This window comes from Amycolatopsis sp. NBC_01286 (genome assembly GCF_035982555.1).
Classification (GTDB): Bacteria; Actinomycetota; Actinomycetes; order Mycobacteriales; family Pseudonocardiaceae; genus Amycolatopsis.
In genome coordinates this window covers 10235170-10258656 of sequence record NZ_CP108428.1, presented here as the reverse complement: position 1 = coordinate 10258656, position 23487 = coordinate 10235170, and the positions used below count along the sequence as shown (strand labels likewise).

Here is a 23487-nt window from a genome sequence, read left to right as displayed (position 1 = left end):
ACCCACTGGGCGAAAAACTGTAACACGTTCTACACTCGCGAGTAGTGTCCCGTAACCGCGAGGAGACCCGATGCCGGTCGCGCTCACCGACGAACAGGCCGCGCTGGCCGCGGCGATCCACGCCTGGTCCGCCGCCCATCGGCCGCGCGACGCGGTCCGGGCGGCGGAAACCGGGCCCCCGGCGGGGATTCCCGCCGGGTTCGCCGACCTCGGCCTGTTCGGCGTCGCGCTGCCGGCCGCCGCGGGCGGGGCCGACGGCAGCGTCGCCGATCTCGCCGCCGGGCTGGCCGCAGCGGCCGAGGAACTGGTGCCGGGCCCCGTCCTGAGCACGGCCCTGGGTGGGCTCTTGCTCGCTTCGGTGGCCGAGGCCAAGGAGCTGCTGACGGCGTTGGCCGAAGGAACGGCCACGATCGCGGTGCTGCTGGACGAGCCCGCCGACGACGTCCTCGTGCCCGGCGCGCACCCCGACGCCTGGCTGCTGGTGCCCTCCGGCGACGGCCACGTGCTGCTCGCGCCCGGCACCCCCGGCGTCACGATCGAGCCCGTGGCGCCGTTCGACTTCTCCCGGCCGCTGGGGCGCGTGCGGGTCGCCGACGTCTCCGGTGACGTTCTCACGCTGCCGCCGGTAACCGAGCTGGCCGCGACCCTGGCCGCCGCCGAGGCCGCCGGGGTGGCGCGGCGGACGCTGACCATCGCCGTCGAGTACGCCAAGGTCCGCGAGCAGTTCGGTCAGCCGATCGGGGGATTCCAGGCGATCAAGCACCTGTGCGCCGAGATGCTCTGCCGCGCCGAAGCGGCCGAAGCGCTGGCCTGGGACGCGGCCGCCGGGCAGCACCCGCTCTCGGTGGCGAGCGCGGCCGTCGTCGCCCTCGACGCGGCCGTCGCCAACGCCGAGGACTGCGTCCAGGTGCTCGGCGGGATCGGCTTCACCTGGGAGCACGACGCCCACCTCTACCTGCGCCGGGCCGTCGCGCTGCGGCAGTGGCTCGGCGGCTCCGGACCGTGGCGGCGGCGGGCGGCGGCCCTCGCGCTCGCCGGGACCGAGCGCACCCTCGGCGTCGACGTCGGTGACGATCCTTCGCTGCGTGACGAGGTCGCGCGGATCGCCGCGCTGCCCGAAGGCGAGCAGCGGGTCGCGCTGGCCGACGCGGGGTTGCTGACGCCGCACTGGCCGGTGCCGTTCGGGCGCGGTGCCGATGCCGCTGCCCAGCTGCGGATCGACGGTGCGCTGGCCGCCGCCGGCGTTCGGCATCCCGACCTGGTCATCGGCGCGTGGGCGGTGCCGACGATCCTCGAGCACGGCAGCGACGAGCAGCGCGAGCGGTTCGCCCGGCCCACCCTGCGGGGCGAGCTGACGTGGTGCCAGCTGTTCAGCGAGCCCGGCGCCGGTTCCGACCTGGCCTCGCTGCGGACGGCGGCGCGGCGCGTCGACGGCGGCTGGCGGCTGAGCGGGCAGAAGGTGTGGACCTCGCTGGCCCGGGAAGCCGGGTGGGGGATCTGTCTGGCCCGCACCGACCCGGCCGCGCCCAAGCACAAGGGCATCACGTACTTCCTGGTCGACATGCGCGCCGAGGGCATCACCACGCGGCCGCTGCGCGAGATCACCGGCGAGGCCGTGTTCAACGAGGTGTTCCTCGACGACGTCTTCGTGCCCGACGCCGACGTCGTCGGCGAGCCGAACGGCGGCTGGCGGCTGGCGCGCACGACCCTGGCGAACGAGCGCGTGGCCATCGGCGGCGGTTCGGCGGTCGGCGAGAGCGTGCAGCAGCTGGTGTCCACAGTGGACGCCGCCGCGCTGGACGACGTCGCCCGCGACCGCCTCGGCGAACTGGTCGCCCAAGGCGTCGCAGGCTCGGTCCTGGACCTACGTGCGGCCTTACGCCGGCTAGGCGGCCAGGACCCGGGCGCGGAGTCGAGCGTCCGCAAGCTGCTCGGGGTGCAGCACCGCCAGGACGTCGCGGAGTTCGCCCTGACCCTGGCCGGCACGGCCGCCCTGGCCGCGACCGGCCCCGCGGCGGCCGCGCAACACGAGTTCCTGATGACCCGCTGCCTCTCGATCGCCGGCGGCACCACCCAAGTCCTCCGGTCCCTGACGGCAGAACGCCTGCTGGGCCTACCCCGCTAGCCGAGTCCCGCCCCCGATCACGCGAGTCACGCCCCCAGTCACGCGAGTCCCGGCCCGGATCACGCGAGTCGTCCCTCCAATCACGTGAGTTGACCCTCCAATCACGGGAGTTGACCGTCCAATCACGTGAGTTGACCGTCCAATCACGTGAGTTGACCGTCCAATCACGTGAGTTGACCCTCCAACCACGCGAACCGACCGTCCAATCACGCGAACCGACTGTCCAGGCACGCGAACCGACTCTCCAGGCACGCGGGCCGACCGTCCAGGTACGACGTTTCGGCGTGTGAGTTGCATGGCGAGACGGTGCGAACGGCCCGTTCGTGCCGCCGGACCCGAAACTGTCGGACCGGTCATCTAGCGTTGCGGGCGTGGAGTTCAGCGCACAGACCCAGGCCACCTACCTTCCCTCGGATCCGCCGAGGGAAGGCGTGCTGGCGCTGTGGGGCGGCGACGTGGCCGGCGGGACCACGATCGAGCTCGTGCTGCCCCGGGGCGGGAAGTTCGCGCGGACGAAGGTCGACGCCGAGCTTGTCCCGCTCGAGCGCGCGCTGCCGCGGCTGCTGACCGTGGGGGAGGAAGCGAGCCCGGCCGTGGCGGCGTGGTCGGCGGCCGTCAACGCCGGGGTGAACCTCGTCGCGCGGGGGCGGCTGCGTCCGGCCGTCACGCCGAGCGGGGTCGGCTCGTGGCGGATCGGGCCGCTGGACGCCGCGGACGAGGAGCTGCTGCGCGGGCTCGCCGGCGCGTTGCCGCCGGAGGCGTACGCGCTGCCGTTGACCGGGCTGAAACGCATCCGGCTGCACTCGCCGGACTCGCTGGTGCGCGCGTTGTGGGACGCGACGGCCGACCTGCTGGTGCGCAGCCCGGCGGCGCCGGTCGGGGCGGGCGACCCGGCGTTCGCGGCGCGGGAACCGGCGCTGCTCGGCCCGGACGGCGCGGCCTGGCTGGCCGAGCTGGCGGAGCGCGAGCCGCGGGGTGCCCAGCTGATCCTGCGGGTCGAGGCGCGCGGTGAGGACGCGTTCGCCGGCGTGCTCGCGGTGCGCAGCACGGCCGAAGCGAGCCTGGTGGTGGAGGCGGCGACACTCTGGGACGCGCCGGAGGCGGTGCTGAGCCGCCTCGGCGACCAGGTGGAGACGCAGTTACTGCTCGGCCTGCGGCGTGGCGCGCGGGCGTGGCCGCCGTTGAGCCGGGTGCTGGCCGAGTCCGCGCCCGCCGAGCTGCCGCTGTCGGACGACGAGGTCGTCGACCTGCTCACCGACGGCAGCCGTGACCTGGGCGGCGCCGGCATCGAGGTGCTCTGGTCGAAGGGCATGTTCGCGGGCGAGGTCAAGGCGAAGGCGAGCGCGACGCAGGCGCCGGCGAGCGTCACCGGCCCGGATTTCGCGCTGCGCAGCATGCTGGAGTTCCGCTGGCAGCTCAGCCTGGGCGGCGAGCAGCTGACCGAGGCCGAGGTCACGGCGCTGGCGGAGGCGAAGCGGCCGCTGGTCCGGCTGCGAGGGCAGTGGGTCCGCGTCGACCCGCAGCTGCTGGCCAAGGTCCGCGGCCGCAGCCGCAAGCTCGGCGCGGGCGAGGCGCTGGCGGCGGCGCTCACTGGCGAGCTGGAACTGGACGGCGAACGGGTCGAGTTCGCGGCCCCCTCGGTCCTCGGCGGCCTGGTGGAACGCCTCCGCGACCGCCCGGGCGACCTGGCGGCCCCGCCACCGGGCCTGCAGGCGACGCTGAGGCCTTACCAGCAGGCGGGGCTGGCCTGGCTGGCGACGATGACCGGCCTGGGCCTGGGCGCGTGCCTGGCCGACGACATGGGCCTGGGCAAGACGATCCAGCTGATCGCCCTGCACCTGCACCGCCGCGCGCTCACGGACCCGACGGCGCTCACTGACTCGGCGGCGCCCACGGACTTGATGGCGCCCGCTGGCCCGACGGCACCCGCTGACTTGGCGGCGCCCGCTGGCTCGGCGGCGCCCGCGGACTCGGCGGCGCCTGCTGACTCGACGGTGCTCACGGACTTGATGGCGCCCACTGGCTCGGCGGCACCTGCTGACTCAGTGGCGCCTACGGGCTCGGCGGCACTCACACACTCGGCGGGACCCGCTGGCGCCGTTCCCCCGGAGACCGCCGACGGCATCCCGCCGGGCGACCAGCCGAAGCCCGGCGGGCCGACCCTCGTGCTCTGCCCGACCTCCCTGCTCGGCAACTGGGAGCGCGAGTTCGCCCGCTTCGCGCCCCACATCCCCGTCCGCCGGTTCCACGGTGGCAGCCGGCACCTCGACGACCTCGCGCACGACGAAGTCGTCCTCGCCACCTACGGTGTGCTGCGCCGCGACCGCGCGACACTGTCCGAAGTGGACTGGGGGCTGGTCGCCGTGGACGAGGCGCAGCACGTGAAGAACCCGCTGTCGGCCACGGCCAAGGAGCTGCGCAAGGTCCCCGCGCGGGCCCGGGTGGCGCTCACCGGCACGCCGGTGGAGAACCGGCTCACCGAACTGTGGTCCATTGTGGACTGGACGACGCCCGGGCTGCTCGGCCCGCTCGACCGCTTCCGCCGCACCGTGGCGCGGCCCATCGAGCGTGACCGGGACAAGGCCGTGACCGAGCGGCTCGCCACGACCGTGCGGCCGTTCCTGCTGCGGCGCCGCAAGAGCGACCCCGACATCGCCCCGGAGCTGCCGCCCAAGACCGAGACCGACCGGTTCGTCCCGCTGACCGCCGAGCAGACCACGCTGTACGAGGCCGTGGTGCGGGAGAACCTGGCCGAGATCAAGGCGACGCAGGGCATCCAGCGGCGCGGGCAGGTGCTGCAGCTGCTCACCGAGCTCAAGCAGATCTGCAACCACCCGGCGCAGTTCCTCAAGGAACCGCACGGCGCGCTCACCGGCCGCTCGGGCAAGCTCGCCGCGTTCGAGGAACTGCTGGACGTCATCCTCGACGAGGGCGAGAGCGTGCTCGTGTTCAGCCAGTACGTCCAGCTGTGCAAGCTGCTCAGGCGCCGGCTGGAGGAACGCGGGCTGCCCACCGAGCTGCTCTCCGGCGAGAGCTCGCCGGGGCAGCGCCAGGACATGGTCGACCGGTTCCAGGCCGGGGAGATCCCCGTGTTCCTGCTCTCGCTCAAGGCCGGCGGCGTCGGGCTCAACCTGACCAAGGCCACCCACGTGATCCACTACGACCGCTGGTGGAACCCGGCGGTCGAGGACCAGGCCACCGACCGCGCCTACCGGATCGGCCAGGACCGGCCGGTGCAGGTGCACCGGCTGATCGCCGAAGGCACCCTGGAAGAGCGGATCGCCGTCGTGCTCGAGAAGAAGCGCGGGCTCGCCGAGTCGATCGTCGGCGCGGGGGAAGACTGGATCACCGAACTGTCCGACGACGAGCTGGCCGACCTGGTGCGGCTCGGGAGCGGGTGATGCCGCCGCGGCGGAACTTCGGCACGACGTGGTGGGGCCGGGCCTGGGTCGACGCGCTGGAGCAGCGCGCGAAGCTCGACCCGAACCGCCTGCCGCGCGGGCGGACCTACGCGCGGAAGGACACGGTCAGCGAGCTGAGCGTCGGTGCCGGGGCGGTGAGCGCCCGGGTGCGCGGCAGCCGGCCGCAGCCCTACCGGGTGACGATCACCATGCGCACCTTCACCGACGGCGAGTGGGACACCCTGCTGGGCGTGGTCGGCACCCAGCTCGGGCACGCGGCGGCGCTGCTCGACGGCGAACTGCCGGGCGCGCTCGCCGAGCAGGCCCGCGAGGCGGGCGCCGACCTGCTGCCGGGGCCGGGTGATCTGCGGCCGCGGTGCTCGTGCCCGGACTCGGCGAACCCGTGCAAGCACGTCGCCGCGGTGTACTACCTGGTCGCCGACGAGGTGGACCGCGACCCGTTCGTGCTGTTCCTGCTGCGCGGCCGGCCGCGGGCGGACGTCCTGGCCGAGCTGCGGGCCCGCCGGGCGCCGGCGCGCGGCGAACGGCCGAAGCTGCCCAAGCCCGAGGACCACGAGCTCTCGCCGAAGGCCGCCTACGCCCGGCGGCCGGGCGCGATCCCGGCGCTGCCGCCCCCGCCGCGCACCGCGGGACGACCGGCGGTGCTGGACCTGGACCCGCCGGCCGGCACCGGCTGGACGGCGGCGGCCCTGTCCGCGCTGGCCGCGGACGCGGCGTCCCTGGCGCGGGACATCCTGATCGGCGGCGCGACGGCCGCGGAGCTGACGTTCGAAGAGGACCTCACCCGCCGCGCGGCCGGCCGGTCCGCCCCCGAAGTCGCCGCGCTGGCCGAGGCGGCCGAGGTGCCGCCACACGACCTGGCCCGCTGGGCGGCGGCCTGGCGTGAAGCCGGCCGCGGCGGCCTGACCGCGCTGCGCGAGACCTGGCAGCCCGGCCCCGGCCCGCTCGCCGAAGCCCAGGCGATCCTGGCCGACGCGGGCTTCCCGGGCACCCCGAGGATCTGGCGCAACCGGCTCACCCAGGGCGACCGGCAGCTCCGCTACGGCCGTGACGCCCGCTGGTACCGGTTCGTGCGGTCGGGCGCGGAGTGGCGCCTCGACGGCCCGCCCTCGGCGAGCCCGGTGGACTTGGCCTACTGAGCGGCCTTCCACTGCAGGTACGTGTGGTCCAGGAACCGGGCGACCCCGCGGACCACGTGCGCGCTGCGAACCGAGGTGAACACGTCGAACGCGTGCTGCGCGCCCGCCAGCTCCGCGTACGCCACCGGGTTCGGCGACTTCTCCCGCAGCCGCCGGACGAACTCGCGTGCTTCCCGGACCGGCACGAGCGAATCGTCACGGCCGTGGATCACGAAGAACGGCGGTGCCTCCGAAGAAACCCGGTCGAACGGCGACGCCGCGATGTAGTCGTCCAGGTGCTTCACCGGGTCGCGGTCGGCCGCGAACACCCGGCGCGCCAGCAAGCCTTCCAGGCGGTACTTGCTCGCGGGGGAGCCGGACGTCGCCGCGAAGTCGTAGACGCCGTAGTGCGGCGCGCACGCCTGGACGCTCGTGTCGACGTCCTCGAAGCCCGGCTGCAACGCCGGATCGTTCTGCGTCAACGCCAGCAGCGACGACAGGTGCCCGCCCGCCGAACCGCCGGTCACCGCGACGAAGTCCGGGTCGCCGCCGTAAGCGGCGATCTCCGAGCGGATCCACGCCAGCGACCGCTTCGCCGCGACGATGTGCGCCGGCCAGCGGTGCGTGGGGGAGAGCGGGTAGTTGATCGCGACGCACACCCAGCCGCGACGCGCCAGGTAGCGCATCAGCGGCCGGCCCTGCTCCTCCTTGTTGCCGATCACCCATGCGCCGCCGTGGACCTGCAGCAACACGGGCGCGCCGGTCACCGGTTCCAGCGGGCGGTAGACGTCGAGCAGGAACCGCTTGCCGCCCGGGGCGTAGGCGATGTTGCGGTCCACCTTGACGTCCGGCGCGCCCATCCGGAACGGCAGCGCCAGCTCGCCCCACGGCAGGCCCAGGTCGGAGCGGCCCAGCTCCTCCGCGTAGTCGTCGCCGAGGGCTTCCCGAAGCGCGCGCTCGATCTCGTCGCGGGCGCCGTGGCCCGTGCGGATCGACGCGCCGAGCCCGACGGCCGTGGCCGCGGCGAGCGCGAGCCCGGCCTGGGTGGACCGGTCACGAGCACCGTGCCGCGCCAGGTGGACCGCCGTGTCGGCGGCCGTCAACGCCAGGAACTGGGGCGCGAGCTCGCTCGTCAGCCAGCCGGCGAAGAACGCCGGGATAGACGTCGAACGCGCTCGCAGCGGGCGGAGCGCGTTCGCGGCGAGGCCGAGCTGGACCGCGCGGCGGATCAGGAAGTTCGGCTGCACCCCAGTCATGGTACCGACGAGTAGGGTGACGCGCCGCTCACGGGAAGTGGCTTAGGCTGGCGCCATGCAGAGACTGAGCGGCCTCGACGCGAGCTTCCTGTACCTGGAGACGTCGTCGCAGGTGCTGCACGTCTGCGGGCTGCTCACCCTCGACGGCTCGACCGTCCCCGGCGGCTACACCTTCGCGAAGCTCAAGCAGCGCTTGGAAGAACGCGTCCGGGTGATCCCGGCATTCCGCCGCAAACTGCACAATCCACTCTGGAACCTCAGTCACCCCGTGTGGGTCGAGGACGAGGACTTCGACCTCGACCACCACGTCCACCGCATCGGCGTGCCCGCTCCCGGCGACCGCGTCGAGCTGGCCGAGCTGTGCGCGCACATCGCCGGGCAGCAGCTCGACCGCGCCTACCCGCTGTGGCAGCTCTACGTCATCGAAGGCCTGGCCGACGGCGAGATCGCCGTGCTGCTGAAGATGCACCACGCGAGCGTCGACGGCGTGAGCGGCGCCAGCCTGATCACCTACCTCGCCGGCCTCGAACCCGACGCGCCGGCGCCCGAGGTCACCGAGCGGGCCAACTCCGGCGTCCCGGCCGCGTTCGACATCCTGCGTTCCAGCGTCTTCAACGTCGTGAAGGGACCGCTGGAGGTCGCCCGGCTGCTGCCGGACCTGCTGGAGCTCGTCCCGCGGTGGCTCGGGAAAGCGTTGCGCGGCAAGGGGATGCCGATCCCGTTCACCGCGCCGAGGACGTCGCTCAACGGCACGATCACCGGCCACCGCAGCGTCGCGTTCGCCCAGCTCGAGCTCGACGACGTCAAGTCGGTCAAGAACGCCTTCGGCGTCACGGTCAACGACGTCGTGCTCGCGCTCGTCGCCGGGGCGTTGCGGGAGTTCCTCGCCGCGCGCGGCGAGCTGCCGGAGGACCCGCTGGTCGCGACCGTCCCGGTGTCGGTGCACGATCGGACCGAGCGCGACCACGGCAGCAACAAGGTCTCGGCCTTCTTCGCCTCCCTGCCGACGCACCTGGCCGACCCGGCCGCACGCGTGTTCTTCCTCGCCGAGGCCAACCGGTTGTCGAAGGACCACCACTACGACATCGACGCCGACATGCTGCAGGACTGGGCGCAGTTCTCCGCGGCGACGGCGTTCGGCATGGCCGTGCGCGCCTACTCGGCGTTGCGGCTGGCCGAAAAGCACCCGGTGGTGCACAACCTGGTCGTCTCGAACGTGCCCGGCCCGCCGATGCCGCTGTACCTGCTCGGCGCGCGGATCACCGGGCTCTACCCGCTCGGGCCGGTCTTCCACGGCGCCGGGCTGAACGTCACCGTGCTGTCCAACGCGGGCAAGGTGCACATCGGCCTGATCGGTGCGCGCGAGCTGGTCAAGGACCTCTGGCCGCTGGCCGACGCGCTCCCGGAAGCCCTCGCGGACCTGCTGAAGGCCGGCCCTACCGCGGGCTGAGCACCACGACCGGGATTTCCCGCTCGGTCCACGCCTGGTATTTCGCGAAGTCGGCGTACAGCTCGACCAGCCGCGGCCAGAGGTCGGCGCGCTCCGCCGGCCCGGCGACCCGCGCCGTGACGGCGACGTCGCGACGGCCCTTGAGGTGGATGCGGGTTTCGGGGTGCGCGATCAGGTTGAAGTACCACTGCGGGTGCTTCGGCAGCCCGCCCTGGGAACCGACGAGGACGACGTCGTCGCCGGAGCGCAGGTACAGCAGCGGGGTGGTGAACAGCCGGCCGGACTTGCGCCCGCGGTGCTCCAGCAGCAGCGTCGGCACCGGTTTGCGGAAGCCGGCGCCGACCCGCCAGGTGCTGCCGACGCGCCCGCCGGTCAGCCGGAAGACGGCCACCTGGGCCCTCGCCCCGTACTTCATGACCTTGGCCGTCACCGGCGAGTCCAGGCCGCCGGGGGCCTCGTCGGGCAGGCTGAAGCGTCCCATGTGAACTCCTTAGCGAGCGTGCACGGACGTGACCGCCGCGAGCAGCGCGGGCACGAACTTGGCGGCGGCCAGCACGCAGGCCGCGTGCCCCGCCGGGACTTCGTAGGTCGCCGCGTCCGGGATCCGGCGCGCGAGCGAGCGCTGGTGGTCCGGCGCGATGAACCGGTCCCGGGTGGTCACGACGACCGCGGTCGGCAGCCGCAGCGTGTGCAGCCACGACGTCGAGTCGAACCGGCCGATCTCGTCGAGGGCGACCGCGATCTCCCACGGCGTGGTCGAGCGGAACTCCCGCAGCGCCCACCGGTGGTCTTCGAGCCGGGCCAGCTGTTCGCGCCTTGGCTCGCCGGGGATCGTGCCGAGCCGGACGCGTTCGCGCAACCGCGTCAACGTGCGGCCGAAGACGTCGAGCGCGACGCGCTGGCGCAGGCCGCGGCGGAAGTTGCTGGCCGTCGAGCACAGCACCAATCCGGTAACACGTTCTGGTTCCGCGTGGGCCACGAGCTGCCCGACCATCCCGCCCATCGAGTAGCCGCCGACGGCGAACTGCCCGATGCCCAGCGCGTCGGCGACGGCGGTGACGTCGGCGGCGCAGTCGGCGAGCCGGAACTCGGGCGAACGGCTGCCCCGGCCGTGCCACCGCTGGTCGAACACGACGACGCGGTAGTGCTGCGCCAGCCGGTCGAGGGCCGGGTACCAGGTGAGCAAGCCGGTGCAGGCCACCGAGTGCAGCAGCAGGAGCGCGGGCGCGTGCCGCGGGCCGACGTCGGTGACGACCGTCCTGCCGCGGCCGGGCAGGTCGAGGGGGACGGGGTCGGGCACCCCGGCGGTCGGCGGCACGGTGACCAGCCGCCGGGTCGCGCGCCAGCCCGCGCCGCCCGGTTCGATCACCGGCATTCCGCTCCTCCAAGGGGTTGCCGTCCAGGACGTTTACGGCTAAGACTAGAACAGGTTTCAGTATTGCGCCGATCCGGAGGACAGGCGTGGACTTCACTCTTGACGATACGCAGACGGAGATCGGCGCACTCGCCGCGAAGGTGCTGAGCGCCGACGACCCGTGGCGCTCGCTCGCCGACGCGGGCCTGCTCGCCCTCGCGTTGCCCCCCGACCTGGAGGGCGACGGCCTGGGCGTGGCCGAAGTCGCGCAGGTGCTCACCGAGGTCGGTCGCGCCGCCGCGCCTGTGCCCGCTTATGCCGCGCTCGCCCTGGGGGTGCTGCCGGTGGCGGCGCTCGGCACGCCCGGGCAGCGCGCGGAGCTGTTGCCCCAGGTCGCGGCGGGGGAGACGCTGCTCACCGCGGCGCTGCACGAGCCGTCCGCGCCGCTCGTGAAGCAGCCGGCGACGACCACCCGGGCGGGTGACGGCCACTGGCTGCTCAGCGGCCTGAAGACCGCCGTCCCCTACGCCGGCGAAGCCGTCCGGATCCTGACGCCCGTGACGACACCCGGCGGCACCGCCGTCTTCCTGGTCGACCCGCGCGCCGACGGCGTCACGCTGGTCCCGACGCGCACCTCCGCCGGGCCGCCGGAATACACCGTGCGCCTGGACGACGTCGTCGTCGAGGAGTCCGACCTGCTCGCCGACCGGGGCGCGATCGCGACGCTGCACCGGTTCGCGCTGGCCGGCGCACTGTCCCTGGGTGACGGCCTGCTGGCCGGCGCGCTCGCGCTGACTGTGAAACACGTCGGCGAGCGGGTCCAGTTCGGCCGTCCACTCGCGACGTTCCAGGCGGTGGCCGGCCAGATCGCGGACGTCTACGTCGCCGCGCGGACCGTGCACCTGGCCGTGACGTCGGCGGTGTGGCGGCTGGCCTCGGGCCTCGACTCCGGCGCCGAACTGGACGTCGCCGCCTACTGGCTCGCCGAACAGGCGCCGGTCGCGCTGGCGACCTGCCACCACCTGCACGGCGGCGTCGGCGTCGACGAAACCTATCCGCTGCACCGGTATTCGTCGCAGGTGAAGGACCTCGGCCGGGCGCTCGGCGGCGCCGCGCACCGGCTCGGCAGGCTCAGCGAACGAGTGGCGGGGTGAGTGGGATGCACGTCGAACTGACCGCGGCGCAACGGGAACTGCGCACCGAGCTGCGCGAGTACTTCGCCGGGCTGATCAGCCCGGCGGAACGTCAGGCGATGCGCCGCGAACGGCACGGGCCGGTGTTCCGCGAGATCGTCCGCCGGATGGGCCGCGACGGCCGGCTCGGCGTCGGCTGGCCGGTGGAGTACGGCGGGCAGGGTTTCGGCGGGATCGAGCAGCACCTGTTCGTCGACGAGGCCTCGCGCGCCGACGTCCAGCTGCCGTCGGTGACGCTGCAGACGGTCGGGCCGACGCTGCAGCAGTACGGCACCGAAGAGCAGAAGGCCTTCTTCCTGCCCAAGATCCTGGCCGGGGAGATCCACTTCGCCATCGGCTACACCGAACCCGAGGCCGGCACCGACCTCGCCGCGCTGCGGACGACGGCGGTGCGCGACGGCGACGAGTACGTCGTCAACGGCCAGAAGATCTTCACCACCGGCGGCCACGACGCCGACTACCTCTGGCTCGCCGTGCGGACCGCGCCGGACGCGCCGCGGCACAAGGGCATCTCGATCCTCATCATGGACACGAGCGACCCCGGTTACTCGTGGACGCCGATCATCACCTGCGACGGCGCCCACCACGTCAACGCGACGTACTACTCGGACGTCCGCGTGCCGGTGAACCGCTTGGTGGGCAAGGAGAACGAGGGCTGGCGGCTGATCACGACGCAGCTCAACCACGAGCGCGTCATGCTCGGCCCGGCCGGGCGGATCGGCGGCCTGTACGACCGGGTGCGGACCTGGGCCGCCGCGCACGCGCTGCTGGACCTGCCGGACGTCCGGGCCGTGCTGGCCGACGCCTTCGCCGTGACGCGGGTCAACGAGCTGCTGAACTGGCAGGTCGCCGCGTCGGCCGCGAGCGCGCCGGTCGTCGTCGCCGACGCGTCCGCGACGAAGGTGTTCAGCTCCGAGGTCATCCAGCGCATCGGCCGGTCGATGGAGGAGCTGATCGGGCGGCACGGCGACCTGGCCGACCCGGACACCGCGGAGCTGGCGGAATGGCTGGACCTGCAGGCCAAACGCAACATCGTGCTGACGTTCGGCGGTGGGGTGAGCGAGATCCAACGGGAGCTGATCTCCTCGATCGGCCTGGGACTGCCGAGGGTGCCACGATGACCGACAAGATCACCGAAGCCGCCATCTTGGAAAAAACGGCCGAGATCGCCGCTCGTGGCGAGTGCGCGCCGCGCCTCGCGCGCGACCCCGTCAACCAGGCGATGGTCAACAACTGGACCGAGGCCATCGGCGACGACAACCCGGTGTACGTCGACCCGGAGTTCGCCGCGAAGAGCGTCCACAAGGGACTCGTGGCTCCGCCGGCGATGGCCCAGGTGTGGACGATGGGCCGCCTGAACTCGCTTCGCGGCAGCGACGACCCGCTCGGCCTGATGATGGAGCTGCTCGACGAGGCCGGGTTCACCTCGGTCGTCGCGACCAACTCCGAGCAGACCTACCACCGCTACCTGCGTCACGGCGAGCAGGTCGAAGCGCGGACGGCGCTGGAAAGCGTGGTCGGGCCCAAGAAGACCGCGCTCGGCGAAGGCTGGTTCGTCACCACGCGCGTGACCTGGTACGTCGAAGGCGAAGCCGTGGCGGAGATGATGTTCCGGGTGCTCAAGTTCCGGCCGCCCGCGCCGAAGCCGCCGCCGGCGCCGGTGCTGCGGCCGGTGATCAGCAAGGACACCGAGTTCTTCTGGGACGGCCTGAAAGCGGGGGAGCTGCGGATCCAGCGCTGGGGCGAGACGCTGCGCCACCCGCCCGGCCCGATGCCGCCGGACGGCGACCTCGACGCCAAGCCGGACTACGTCGTGGCCAGTGGCCGCGGCACGGTGTTCAGCTACGTCGTGCACCACCACCCGCCGGTGCCGGGCAAGGACCTCCCGTTCGTCGTGGCCCTCGTGGAACTGGAGGAGGGCGTCCGGGTGATGGCCGAACTGCTGGACGCGACTCCGGACGACGTCCACATCGGACTCCCCGTCGAAGCCGCCTTCGTCACCGTGGACGACGACCTGACCCTGCCCGCCTGGAAGGTGGCCCGATGACCGTCACCGAAGGAACCGAACTGCCACCGCTGACGATCGAGGCGACCCCGACGTTCGTGGTCAGCACGGCGCTGGCCACCCGCGACTTCCAGGACGTCCACCACGACCGCGACGCCGCGGTGCGGCGCGGCTCGAAGGACATCTTCCTCAACATCCTCACCGACACCGGTCTGGTGCAGCGGTTCGTGTCGGAGTGGGCCGGGCCGGAGGCGCTGATCCGGTCGATCAAGATCCGGCTCGGCGTGCCGTGTTACGCCTACGAAACGCTGACGTTCACCGGCCGCGTGGTCTCGTGCGAAGGCCGGGACGCCGTGGTCGCGGTGTCCGGTGTGGACAGTCTCGGCGAGCACGTCGCCGGGACCGTGGAGGTGACGCTACCGTGACGCTCTCGGGCAAGGCGGCCATCGCCGGCATCGGCGCGACGGAGTTCTCGAAGGACTCCGGACGCACCGAGCTGCGGCTGGCCGCGGAATGCGTGTCGCACGCACTGGCCGACGCCGGGATCGCGCCGTCCGAGGTGGACGGGCTCGTGTCGTTCACCATGGACGGCAACGCGGAGATCGCGCTGGCCCGCGAGCTGGGCATCCCCGAACTCAAGTTCTTCAGCCGCATCCACTACGGGGGCGGCGCGGCGGCGGCGACCGTGCAGCAGGCCGCGATGGCGGTGGCGACCGGCGTCGCCGACGTCGTCGTCGCCTACCGCGCGTTCAACGAACGCTCGGGGATGCGCTTCGGCCAGGTGTCCTCGGCCGCGGCCGGCCAGGTCAACTCGTCCGGTGTGGACAACGCCTTCCACTACCCGATGGGCATCGCGACCCCGGCGGCCACGGTCGCCATGGTCGCGCAGCGGTACCTGCACGACTACGGCGCGACGAGCGCGGACTTCGGCCGGATCGCGGTGCTCGACCGCAAGCACGCGGCGACCAACCCGAACGCCTGGTTCCACGGCCGGCCGATCACCCTGGCCGAGCACCAGGGGTCGCGCTGGGTCGCCGAGCCGCTGCACCTGCTCGACTGCTGCCAGGAGAGCGACGGCGGGGTCGCGCTGGTCGTCACCAGCGTCGAACGCGCTCGCGACCTGGCCCGCCCGCCGGCGGTCGTCGCCGCGGCCGCGCAGGGGAGCGGGCCGGACCAGTACGTGATGACCAGCTACTACCGCGACGACCTGGCCGCGCTGCCGGAGATGGGCGTCGTGGGCCGGCAGCTGTGGGCCCAGTCCGGCCTCCGACCATCCGATGTGGACGTCGCCGTGCTGTACGACCACTTCACGCCGTACGTCCTGATGCAGCTGGAGGAGCTGGGTTTCTGCGGCCGCGGTGAAGCGAAGGACTTCATCGCCGACGGCGCGCTGGAGCTCGACGGCGCGCTGCCGCTGAACCCGCACGGCGGCCAGCTCGGCGAGGCCTACATCCACGGCATGAACGGCATCGCGGAGGGCGTCCGGCAGATCCGCGGGGACGCCGTCAACCAGGTGCCGGGCGCGTCCCGGGTGCTGGTCACGGCGGGCACCGGCGTGCCGACGAGCGGGCTCGTCCTCACGAGTGACTGACGGTCCCCCTTGTGGGTCAACGGGTGTCACCTCTTTGACGGCTGGTGCGGGTCCGCGCCGGATGTCACGGTGGAGGGACTGTCCGCGACGCAGAGTGAGGCCGTCATGCGCGAACCCGCCGAGCCGCCGGCCGTCCCGTAGTGGCCGGCGTGGACTGGGTGCTCACCGCGGTCTTCGCCGCGATGGTGCTGCCCTGCGTGCTGCGGCTCGTCCGGCTCGACTACGTCCGCCTCGGCCACGGCGTCCGCAACGGCGACCTGGCCGAGCTGCTGCTGGTCGTGGCGATGGTGGCGATGCTCTCGCCGGTCGGCGGCCCGATCCCGGCGGCCGGCTGGCAGGCGGTGCTGGTGCTGACGGCGGGCTGGTTCGCCGTCAGCTGGTGGCGCGGCCGCCGGTCCGGCTGCGCGCACCACGCGCTGTCCGCGGCGGCGATGCTCTACATGGTCACGGCGATGCCCCACGACGGGATGGTGCACGGACCGTGGCTGACGATGTCCACAATGTCCACAATGGATGCCCGGCTGGCGGTGCCGCTGGTCGCGGTGGCCGCCGCGGCCTACTTCGTCGTCGACGCGGCGCGCACGGGCGTGCTGATGGTGCGCGGTCCCGTGGTGTCGGTGTCCGGGCACGCCTCGCGCGCGGCCTGCCGGGTGGTGATGGGCGCCGGGATGGGCTACATGCTCCTCGCGGCGGCCCTGTGACCGTCCCGGCCGTCTATTCGGGGATGTGCCGGACCTCGCCGAGCGGGCTGTCGCCGGGTTCGGGCAGCGCGGCGGCGGGGTGGCCGGCGGTCCACTGCGTCGCGACGGCGATGTCGTTCTTGAGCGCGGTGACGAGGTCCTCGGCGGAGGCGTAGGCCTGCTGGTCCCGCAGGTGGGCGCCGAGCCAGACGACGAGGGTCTCGTCGTAGAGGTCGCCGGTGAAGCCCAGCAGGTGCGCTTCGAGCAGCCGGTAGCCGTCGGCCCCGTAGTAGGTCGGCCGCCGCCCGACGGACACGGCCGCGGCGATGCGCGTGCCGTCCCCGCGCTGCACCCAGCCCGCCCACACACCGTCGCCGACGGACCCGTCCTGGTCACGGAGAGCGACGTTGGCGGTGGGGAAGCCCAGCTCCCGGCCGCGCTCGTCGCCGTGCTCGACGGTGCCCCGCACCACGAAGTATTCCGGCATCGTGTTCCGTCCTCCCGAGGTCGCTCCCGTCCACGTTAGCGCGCGCACGACGGGTCGATCACCACTTGGACGCGAGTGACGCGAACCACGCCCCGGCCGTCGTGAGTGGTTAGGGCGGTTAGAACCGCCCTAACCACTCACGACAAGCCGCGGCAGACCCGCTAGGCGAACGTCAGGACCGTGTCCGCCAGTACCGGGGCGTCGTCGCGCTCGACGGCCGACGTCGTCACCAGCAGGCGGTCGTCTTCGCGCCAGACCCGGGTCCGGAGGGTCTCGCCCGGGAAGACCACGCCGGCGAACTTCGTCGCGAACGACGCCACCCGCGACGGGTCGCCGTCGAGGAACTCGTCGATCAGGACCCGGGCGACCACGCCGTACGTGCACAAACCGTGCAGGATCGGACGCGGGAAGCCGGCCGCCTCCGCGAACGCCGGGTCCGCGTGCAGCGGGTTGCGGTCGCCGCACAGGCGGTACAGCAGCGCCTGCTGCGGCAGCGTCGGCGTTTCGAGCACCGCGTCCGGCTCGCGCGTGGGCCACTCGATGCGGTCCGACGGCCCGCGTGACCCGCCGAAACCGCCTTCGCCGCGGGCGAAGATGCTCGACCGGGCCGTCCACAGAGGACTGCCGTCCGACGACGTGACGTCGACCTCCTGGATGATCACGGCCGCCTTGCCCTTGTCGAAGACGTCCGCGACCCGCGAGCGGGCCACCGCCTTGCCTTCGACCGGGATCGGCCCGTGCAGGGTGATCTCCTGCTTGCCGTGCAGCACCTTCGCCAGGTCGATCTCGACTCCCGGGAACGACACCGCCGGCGGCTCGAACACCCGGAGGTTGGCCGCGACCGTCGCGAACGTCGGGACGACCACCAGGTCACGCTCGTAGGTGTAGCGCAGCTCGTCCGGGCCCGCGCCCAGCGCCAGGTGGTAGAGCAGCACGTCCGACGACGTCCAGGCGAAGCTCACTTCCCCGATTTCGGCGCCGATCGCGACGGCGGGATCGATGGGCACGCGGTGCTCCTATTCGTAGCTGATCGAGACGTCGTCGGTGACCGGCAGCGACTGGCAGGCGAGCACGATGCCGTCCGCGATGTCCTCGGCGTCGAGGACCTCGTTGTGCAGCATCTTCACCTCGCCCGATTCGATCCGGCACGCGCACGCACTGCATTGTCCCTCGCGGCACGAATACGGCGCGTCGAGGCCCGCCTCCAGCAAGTGGTCCAGGAGCTTGCGGCGGCGCGGCCACGCCATCGACCGCGTCTCGCCGTCGAGCGTCACGGTCAGCGACGCGGGTGCCTCGTCCGAGTCCGGCTCCGGCTCGGCGACCGGCTCCTCGACGGCGTCGAACGGGTTCCCGGACAGCGACGAGAACTTCTCGACGTGCACCCGGTTCCGCGGCACGCCGAGTTGCCCGAGCGCCTCCCGCACGGCCGCCATGAACGGCGCCGGACCACAGAGGAACGCCTCGTGCGCCGGGTACGCGGAAGCCAGGCCGCGCAGCTGCGGCACGTCCGGCAGCCCCTGGACGCTCTCCAGCCAGTGGACGACGACCAGCCGGTCGCCGTAGCGTTTCGCCAGCGACGTCAGCTCGCCGGCGAAGATCACCGACGCCTCGTCGCGGTTCGCGTAGACCAGCACGACCCGCCCGGAGCCCTGCTCCAGCGCCGTCTTCAGGATCGCTATCACCGGCGTGATCCCGCTGCCGGCGGCGAAGAGCAGGAAGTCTTCGTCCACTGAGGACGGTGTGAACACCCCGGCCGGCGCCAGCACGTCCAGGGTCATCCCGGCCCGTAGCTCGTCGCAGATCCAGCTCGACCCGTAACCGCCGTCGGTGCGCTTGACCGTCACCTGGACGCGGTTCTCGTGCGGCGCGCTCGACAGCGAGTAGCACCGCGCCACCGAACCGGTGCGCTCGCTGGGGATTCGCAGCGTCAGGAACTGCCCGGCCGCGTACTGGAACGCCGACGCGTGCTCGCCGGGGATCTCGAACACCACCGAACGCGCGTCCGGCGTCTCGACGACGACGTCGGCGACCGTCAGGGTGTAGACCCGCTCAGCCATCCGCGACCGCCAGCGTGCCTTCGCGCACCGCGTCGTCGATGCTGTCCGACAGCTTCGGGCAGGTGTCGAGCAACGCGGTCGGGCCTTCGGCGCCGGCGAAGACCGGGCAGCTCTCGGCCGCGTTCGTGGTCCACTGGATGCTGGTGTGGCTGATGCTGTTCTTCTTCACCAGCACGCAGGTCCCGCAGGCGCGGCACTCGTGCGGCCGCAGCCCGCCGGTCAGGAACTCGACGGTCTCCGACGTGGTCACACCTCGGCCTCCGCCTTCTGCCTGGCCAGGTTCTCCGCCACCTCGGCCGACCACGCCTCGTTCGCCTTCGACGTGTCCACTTCGAACTCGAAGCGCCGGGTCATGTCCTCGGTGACGTCGGCGGCGTCGACGTAGAACTGCTGGTACCAGCGGCGAAGCTGGTAGACCGGACCGTCCTCTTCGCACAGCAGCGGGTTCTCGATCTGCGTCTTGTGCTTCCAGATCTCGACGTCCTGCAGGAACCCGGCGCCGATGCCCTTCGCCAGCTTCGACGCGATCTTGTCGGCGTGCTCGTCCGAAAGCCCGTCCTGCTTCTTGACCTTCATGCCGTACTGCAGCACGAACGACGTCGGCGACACGGGGTAGTGGCAGTTGATCAGCACGCTCTGGATCTCGTACCCCTGGAAGGAGTTCACCAGGTCGTTGATCATGTACGACGGCCCGAAGTACGACGCCTCGGATCGCAGCAGGTTGTCCTCGCCGCCGTAGTTGGACGCCATGCCCATGTCCGGGCGGCCCTTGGTGTTGAGGTACTGCGTCGCGATGTGGCCTTCGAAGATGTTCTTGAAGTAGGTCGGGTACGCGTAGTGGATGTAGAAGAAGTGCGCCATGTCCACGACGTTGTCGATGATCTCACGGCAGTTGGACCCGTCGATGAAGATCGAGTCCCACGTCCAGTTGCTCCACTCGGAGCTGTAGGCCGCCTCGATCCGCGGGATCGCCAGTTCGGCCGGCGGCGGATTGCCTTCCGGGTCGTGCCACACGAACAGCTGGCCGTTCTGCTCCAGCGTCTGCCACGAGCGCGTTCGCGCGCGCAGCGGAACCCGCTTGCCGTAGGGGATCGCGACGCACTTGCCGCTGCCGTTCCAGCGCCAGTCGTGGAACGGGCAGGCGATCTCGTCGCCCTTGACCGTGCCCTGGGTGAGGTCGCCGCCCATGTGCCGGCAGTAGCCGTCGAGCACGTGCAGGTCGCTCTTCGAGTCCGCGAACACCACCAGCTTGGTGCCGAACGCCGTGATGGCGTGCGGTTTCCCGTCGCGGAGGCGCTCGGCCAGCCCCAGGCAGTGCCAGCCCCGGGCGAACCGCGTCGGTGGCTCACCGGCGTAGATGGTGCGTACCGATTCCTGCGTCATCGCTGCCCTCCCGTGGTCCTCTGATCTTCGTGCGCCAGCCGCGTCGCCGCAAGGTAGCCGAACACCATGGCGGGGCCGATGGTCGCGCCGGGCCCGGCGTACGTGCGGCCCATCACGGCCGCGCTGACGTTGCCCGCGGCGAACAGGCCCGGCACGACCGAGCCGTCCTCGCGCAGGACCTGTGCGTGCTCGTCGGTCCGCAGCCCGCCCTTGGTGCCGAGGTCGCCGGGCACGATCTTCACCGCGTAGTACGGCGCCTTGTCGAGCGGGCCGAGGCTGGGGTTGGGTTTGTTGCGCGGGTCGCCGTAGTAGTGGTCGTACGTGCTGAGCCCGCGCTGGAAGTCCTCGTCGACGCCCTTGTGCGCGAAGCCGTTGAAGCGCTCGATCGTGGCTTCCAGCGCATCCGCCGGGACGTCGATCTTCCCGGCCAGCCCGGCCAGCGACGACGACTTGACCGCGATCCCGGCCTTGAACCAGCGGCCGGGCAGCGGCTGGCGCGGCCCGACGCCGGTGAACATGTAGCGGTCCTTGTAACGCTGGTCGAACACCAGCCAGGTCGGGATGTGCTCGCCCGGGCCGTCGCCCTCGCCGTACATCGCGTGCACGGCCTCGACGTAGGGCGCCGACTCGTTGACGAACCGCTGCCCGCGTACGTCGACCATGACGCAGCGCGGGCGCGAGCGCTCGGCCAGCGCGAACCACGGCCCGCCGGTGAGCGGCAGGGTCGGGCCCCACCAGGCGTCGTCCATCAGGTCGAGGGCCGCGCCGAGTTTGAGCCCGGCGGTGATGCCGTCGCCGGTGTTCGCCTCCGCGCCGACGGTCCAGTCGGTGCCGATCGGGGCGCGCTGGTACTTCTCGCGCATCTCGAGGTTCTGCTCGAAGCCACCGCTGGCGAGGATCACGCCGCGGCGGGCCGCGATGACCCCTTGCGCGGTGACCACCCCGGTGACCCGGTCGCCTTCGACCTGCAGGTCCACCAGTGCCGTGTTGAGCCGGACCTCGACGTTCGCCCTGGTCAGGCCGATCCGCAGGCCGGCCGCAAGCGCTTGCCCCATGGCCAGCAGGTGCTGCCGCCGGATCCGGCCGGCCAGCCACTGCGTGCCGAGCGACAGCAGCCGGACGACGCCGCGGGGGTGCCGCAGGAGCAGGCTCAGCCAGCGGTAGTCGGCCTGGGTGATCGGCACGCCGAGCGGGGGAGCGCTGTAGGGCGGTTCGAGGTGGGCCAGCTCGTCGCCGAGCAGGTGGCCGTCGAGGGCGACGGGCTCGACGGACCGGCCGCCGGGCCGCCCGCCGGGCGCTTCGGGGTGGTAGTCGCTGTAGTCGCGGACCCAGCGGAACTTCAGCGGCGTGTGGTCGCAGACGAACCGCAGCACCTCGGGGCCGTGGGCGAGGAACGTGTCGCGCCGGACGGCCGGGACGACGTCCCCGACGATCGAGGCGAGGTACTCGCGTGCCCGCTCGGGCGGGTCGTCGATCCCCGCGGCGCGCAACGCGTGGTTGCCCGGCAGCCAGACCCCGCCGCCGGAGCGCGCGGTCGAGCCGCCGAAACAGGCCGCTTTCTCCAGGAGTACGACGCTCAGGCCGCCGTGAGCCGCGGCCAGCGCGGCGGTCATCCCGGCAGCGCCGCTGCCGACCACGACGACGTCGAACTGCTCCGTCATGCCACCTCACCTATAACGTGTTCCACAAGACAAGTATCCAGTTGAGGGTCGCTTTCGGCCACCATAGACGAGAACGTGTTTCAGTTCTAGGGTAGCGAACCATGGACGAACTCGTCGCGGACGTGGTCATCGTGGGGTTCGGTGCGGCCGGCGCGTGTGCCGCCCTCGAAGCCGCCGACGCCGGTGCGGACGTCGTCATCGTCGAGCGCTTCGCCGGTGGTGGCGCCAGTGCGGTCAGCGGTGGCGTGGTCTACGCGGGCGGCGGCACCCGCCAGCAGCAGGACGCGGGGGTCGACGACACGGTCGACGCGATGTACGAATACCTGCGCCTCGAAGCCGGGGACGTCGTCTCCGGCAAGACGCTCCGGCGGTTCTGCGAGGACAGCCGCGAGATGGTCACCTGGCTGGAGGGCAACGGCGTCCCGTTCGAAGGCAGCCTCTGCCCGTACAAGACGTCGTACCCGAGTGACGAGTTTTACCTGTACTACTCCGGCAGCGAGGCCGCCGGCGGGTTCCGCGACGCGGCGAAACCGGCCCCGCGCGGCCATCGCGTCAAAGGCCCCGGCACGTCCGGGAAGATGCTGATGACGCGCTTGGCCGAAGCCGTGCGGCGCCGGGAGATCCGGGTGCTGCCGCAGACGCGGGTGCGCTCGCTGATCCACGACGACCAGGGTGGCATCACCGGGGTCGTCGCGGACAGCCTGCGGGACGCGCCGGCGTCGGTGAAGGCCCGGCACCGGCGGCTCGCGTCGTACTCCGCCAAGCCCGGCATCTACGTCCCGGCGCTGCGGAAACCCCTGCACCGCCGGGTCGAACGGCTCGAACGCGCGCACGCCCGCGAGCTGCGGATCACCGCGCGGCGCGGGGTGGTCCTCGCCGCCGGCGGGTTCATCGCCAACCGCGCGATGGTGCGCGAGCACGCGCCCGCCTACCGCGGCGGCCTGCCGCTGGGCACCGCCGCCGACGACGGCTCGGGCATCCGGATGGGCGTCGAGGCCGGGGGAGCGACCGCGGAGCTGGGCCGGATCTCGGCGTGGCGGTTCGTGACACCGCCCAGCGCGTTCCTCGGCGGGATCATCGTCGACGTCGGCGGGAGGCGGATCATCGACGAGTCGCGCTACGGCGCCGCCGTCGGCGAACGGCTGATCGAGCGGCACGACAGCAAGGGCTGGCTGCTGGTCGACGCGCCGATCGTCGCCGAGGCCCGGCGTGACGGCACCAAGCAGAGCCAGTGGTTCCAGGGCCTCCAGCTGCGGTACCTCCTGCGGCGCGGGCGGGTCACCGGCGCGACGGTCGAAGAAGCGGCGCGCAAGGCCGGTGTCGACCCCCAGGGGCTGCGCGCGAGCGTCGAGGCCTACCACGGTGCCGAAGACCCGATGGGCAAGCCCGCCGAGTTCGCCCGGCGTCTCGACAACCCGCCGTTCTCGCTCATCGACGTCTCGGTGCGGCCCAACCTCGGGTACCCGACGCCGATGCTGACGCTCGGCGGCCTGGTCGTCGACGAGGACACCGGCGCGGTCCGGAGCGCGGCGGGCGCGTCGATCCCCGGCCTTTACGCGGCCGGGCGCACCGCGGTGGGAATCTGTTCCAGGTCCTACGTCAGCGGTCTCTCGCTGGCCGACTGCGTGTTTTCCGGCCGCAGGGCGGGGATCAACTCGGCCTTGGCGCAGGGTGTTCTCGACAAAAACGAGAACGTGTTCTAGTC

General features: G+C 72.4%; 20 protein-coding genes. 11 read left to right on the top strand and 9 right to left on the bottom strand.

Going from position 1 to position 23487, the window contains the following annotated elements:
- Nucleotides 1–70: 70 nt before the first annotated feature.
- The 3 genes from OG570_RS46215 (at nucleotide 71) to OG570_RS46205 (ending at nucleotide 6686) form a co-directional block, all read left to right on the top strand.
- Nucleotides 71–2125 carry an acyl-CoA dehydrogenase gene (locus OG570_RS46215; RefSeq protein ID WP_326954891.1) on the top strand — a complete coding sequence of 685 codons (2055 nt, stop codon included), beginning with the start codon at nucleotides 71–73 and terminating at the stop codon, nucleotides 2123–2125.
- 371 nt (nucleotides 2126–2496) lie between these two features.
- A complete protein-coding gene (locus OG570_RS46210) occupies nucleotides 2497–5526 on the top strand; it encodes a DEAD/DEAH box helicase (protein WP_326954890.1) in 3030 nt (1009 codons plus the stop codon).
- Complete coding sequence (locus OG570_RS46205; protein WP_326954889.1) at nucleotides 5526–6686, top strand: SWIM zinc finger family protein; 1161 nt, start codon at nucleotides 5526–5528, stop codon at nucleotides 6684–6686. The genes OG570_RS46210 and OG570_RS46205 overlap by 1 nt, the downstream gene beginning before the upstream one ends.
- Here the strand turns inward: OG570_RS46205 and OG570_RS46200 are convergent.
- Nucleotides 6680–7912: an alpha/beta hydrolase gene (locus OG570_RS46200; RefSeq protein ID WP_326954888.1), complete on the bottom strand. Its 1233-nt coding sequence runs from the start codon at nucleotides 7910–7912 to the stop codon at nucleotides 6680–6682. The two genes, OG570_RS46205 and OG570_RS46200, sit on opposite strands and share 7 nt — an antisense overlap.
- A gap of 64 nt (nucleotides 7913–7976) precedes the next feature.
- Here OG570_RS46200 and OG570_RS46195 point away from each other — a divergent pair, with 64 nt between their 5' ends.
- Nucleotides 7977–9371 carry a WS/DGAT/MGAT family O-acyltransferase gene (locus OG570_RS46195; RefSeq protein WP_326954887.1) on the top strand — a complete coding sequence of 465 codons (1395 nt, stop codon included), beginning with the start codon at nucleotides 7977–7979 and terminating at the stop codon, nucleotides 9369–9371.
- Here the strand turns inward: OG570_RS46195 and OG570_RS46190 are convergent.
- Together OG570_RS46190 and OG570_RS46185 are read right to left on the bottom strand one after the other, a co-directional pair.
- Nucleotides 9358–9852, bottom strand: coding sequence for a nitroreductase family deazaflavin-dependent oxidoreductase (locus OG570_RS46190; protein ID WP_326954886.1), 495 nt, complete (start codon nucleotides 9850–9852; stop codon nucleotides 9358–9360). The genes OG570_RS46195 and OG570_RS46190 overlap by 14 nt on opposite strands.
- Before the next feature lie 9 nt (nucleotides 9853–9861).
- Nucleotides 9862–10746 carry an alpha/beta fold hydrolase gene (locus OG570_RS46185; RefSeq protein ID WP_326954885.1) on the bottom strand — a complete coding sequence of 295 codons (885 nt, stop codon included), beginning with the start codon at nucleotides 10744–10746 and terminating at the stop codon, nucleotides 9862–9864.
- Nucleotides 10747–10832: 86 nt separating this feature from the next.
- On the opposite strand from OG570_RS46185, the gene OG570_RS46180 reads away from it, so the two are divergent.
- The 6 genes from OG570_RS46180 to OG570_RS46155 all read left to right on the top strand — a co-directional run bounded on the left by OG570_RS46180 (nucleotide 10833) and on the right by OG570_RS46155 (nucleotide 16215).
- Nucleotides 10833–11879 carry an acyl-CoA dehydrogenase family protein gene (locus tag OG570_RS46180; RefSeq protein WP_326954884.1) on the top strand — a complete coding sequence of 349 codons (1047 nt, stop codon included), beginning with the start codon at nucleotides 10833–10835 and terminating at the stop codon, nucleotides 11877–11879.
- A gap of 5 nt (nucleotides 11880–11884) precedes the next feature.
- Nucleotides 11885–13039: an acyl-CoA dehydrogenase family protein gene (locus OG570_RS46175; RefSeq protein ID WP_326954883.1), complete on the top strand. Its 1155-nt coding sequence runs from the start codon at nucleotides 11885–11887 to the stop codon at nucleotides 13037–13039.
- Nucleotides 13036–13965, top strand: coding sequence for a bifunctional MaoC family dehydratase N-terminal/OB-fold nucleic acid binding domain-containing protein (locus OG570_RS46170; protein ID WP_326954882.1), 930 nt, complete (start codon nucleotides 13036–13038; stop codon nucleotides 13963–13965). Before OG570_RS46175 ends, OG570_RS46170 begins: the two co-directional genes overlap by 4 nt.
- The gene (locus OG570_RS46165) at nucleotides 13962–14348 is read left to right on the top strand and encodes a MaoC family dehydratase (RefSeq protein ID WP_326954881.1); all 387 of its coding nucleotides are present in this window, start codon (nucleotides 13962–13964) and stop codon (nucleotides 14346–14348) included. Before OG570_RS46170 ends, OG570_RS46165 begins: the two co-directional genes overlap by 4 nt.
- Entirely contained in the window at nucleotides 14345–15514 is a 1170-nt protein-coding gene (locus tag OG570_RS46160; protein ID WP_326954880.1) for a lipid-transfer protein, read from the top strand. Before OG570_RS46165 ends, OG570_RS46160 begins: the two co-directional genes overlap by 4 nt.
- A 182-nt stretch (nucleotides 15515–15696) precedes the next feature.
- A complete protein-coding gene (locus OG570_RS46155; protein WP_326960352.1) occupies nucleotides 15697–16215 on the top strand; it encodes a DUF5134 domain-containing protein in 519 nt (172 codons plus the stop codon).
- 13 nt (nucleotides 16216–16228) lie between these two features.
- On the opposite strand, the gene OG570_RS46150 is transcribed toward OG570_RS46155, so the two are convergent.
- The 6 genes from OG570_RS46150 to kstD form a co-directional block, all read right to left on the bottom strand.
- The gene (locus OG570_RS46150; RefSeq protein WP_326954879.1) at nucleotides 16229–16681 is read right to left on the bottom strand and encodes a riboflavin kinase; all 453 of its coding nucleotides are present in this window, start codon (nucleotides 16679–16681) and stop codon (nucleotides 16229–16231) included.
- A 161-nt stretch (nucleotides 16682–16842) separates the two neighbouring features.
- The gene (locus OG570_RS46145; RefSeq protein ID WP_326954878.1) at nucleotides 16843–17688 is read right to left on the bottom strand and encodes a MaoC/PaaZ C-terminal domain-containing protein; all 846 of its coding nucleotides are present in this window, start codon (nucleotides 17686–17688) and stop codon (nucleotides 16843–16845) included.
- 9 nt (nucleotides 17689–17697) lie between these two features.
- Complete coding sequence (locus tag OG570_RS46140; protein WP_326954877.1) at nucleotides 17698–18738, bottom strand: ferredoxin--NADP reductase; 1041 nt, start codon at nucleotides 18736–18738, stop codon at nucleotides 17698–17700.
- Complete coding sequence (locus OG570_RS46135) at nucleotides 18731–18988, bottom strand: hypothetical protein (RefSeq protein ID WP_326954876.1); 258 nt, start codon at nucleotides 18986–18988, stop codon at nucleotides 18731–18733. Before OG570_RS46135 ends, OG570_RS46140 begins: the two co-directional genes overlap by 8 nt.
- Nucleotides 18985–20121, bottom strand: coding sequence for a Rieske 2Fe-2S domain-containing protein (locus OG570_RS46130; RefSeq protein ID WP_247063339.1), 1137 nt, complete (start codon nucleotides 20119–20121; stop codon nucleotides 18985–18987). Before OG570_RS46130 ends, OG570_RS46135 begins: the two co-directional genes overlap by 4 nt.
- The gene (gene kstD, locus OG570_RS46125) at nucleotides 20118–21782 is read right to left on the bottom strand and encodes a 3-oxosteroid 1-dehydrogenase (RefSeq protein ID WP_326954875.1); all 1665 of its coding nucleotides are present in this window, start codon (nucleotides 21780–21782) and stop codon (nucleotides 20118–20120) included. The genes OG570_RS46130 and kstD overlap by 4 nt, the downstream gene beginning before the upstream one ends.
- A gap of 101 nt (nucleotides 21783–21883) precedes the next feature.
- On the opposite strand from kstD, the gene OG570_RS46120 reads away from it, so the two are divergent.
- Nucleotides 21884–23485, top strand: coding sequence for an FAD-binding protein (locus OG570_RS46120; protein ID WP_326954874.1), 1602 nt, complete (start codon nucleotides 21884–21886; stop codon nucleotides 23483–23485).
- The last annotated feature ends 2 nt before the right edge of the window (nucleotides 23486–23487 follow it).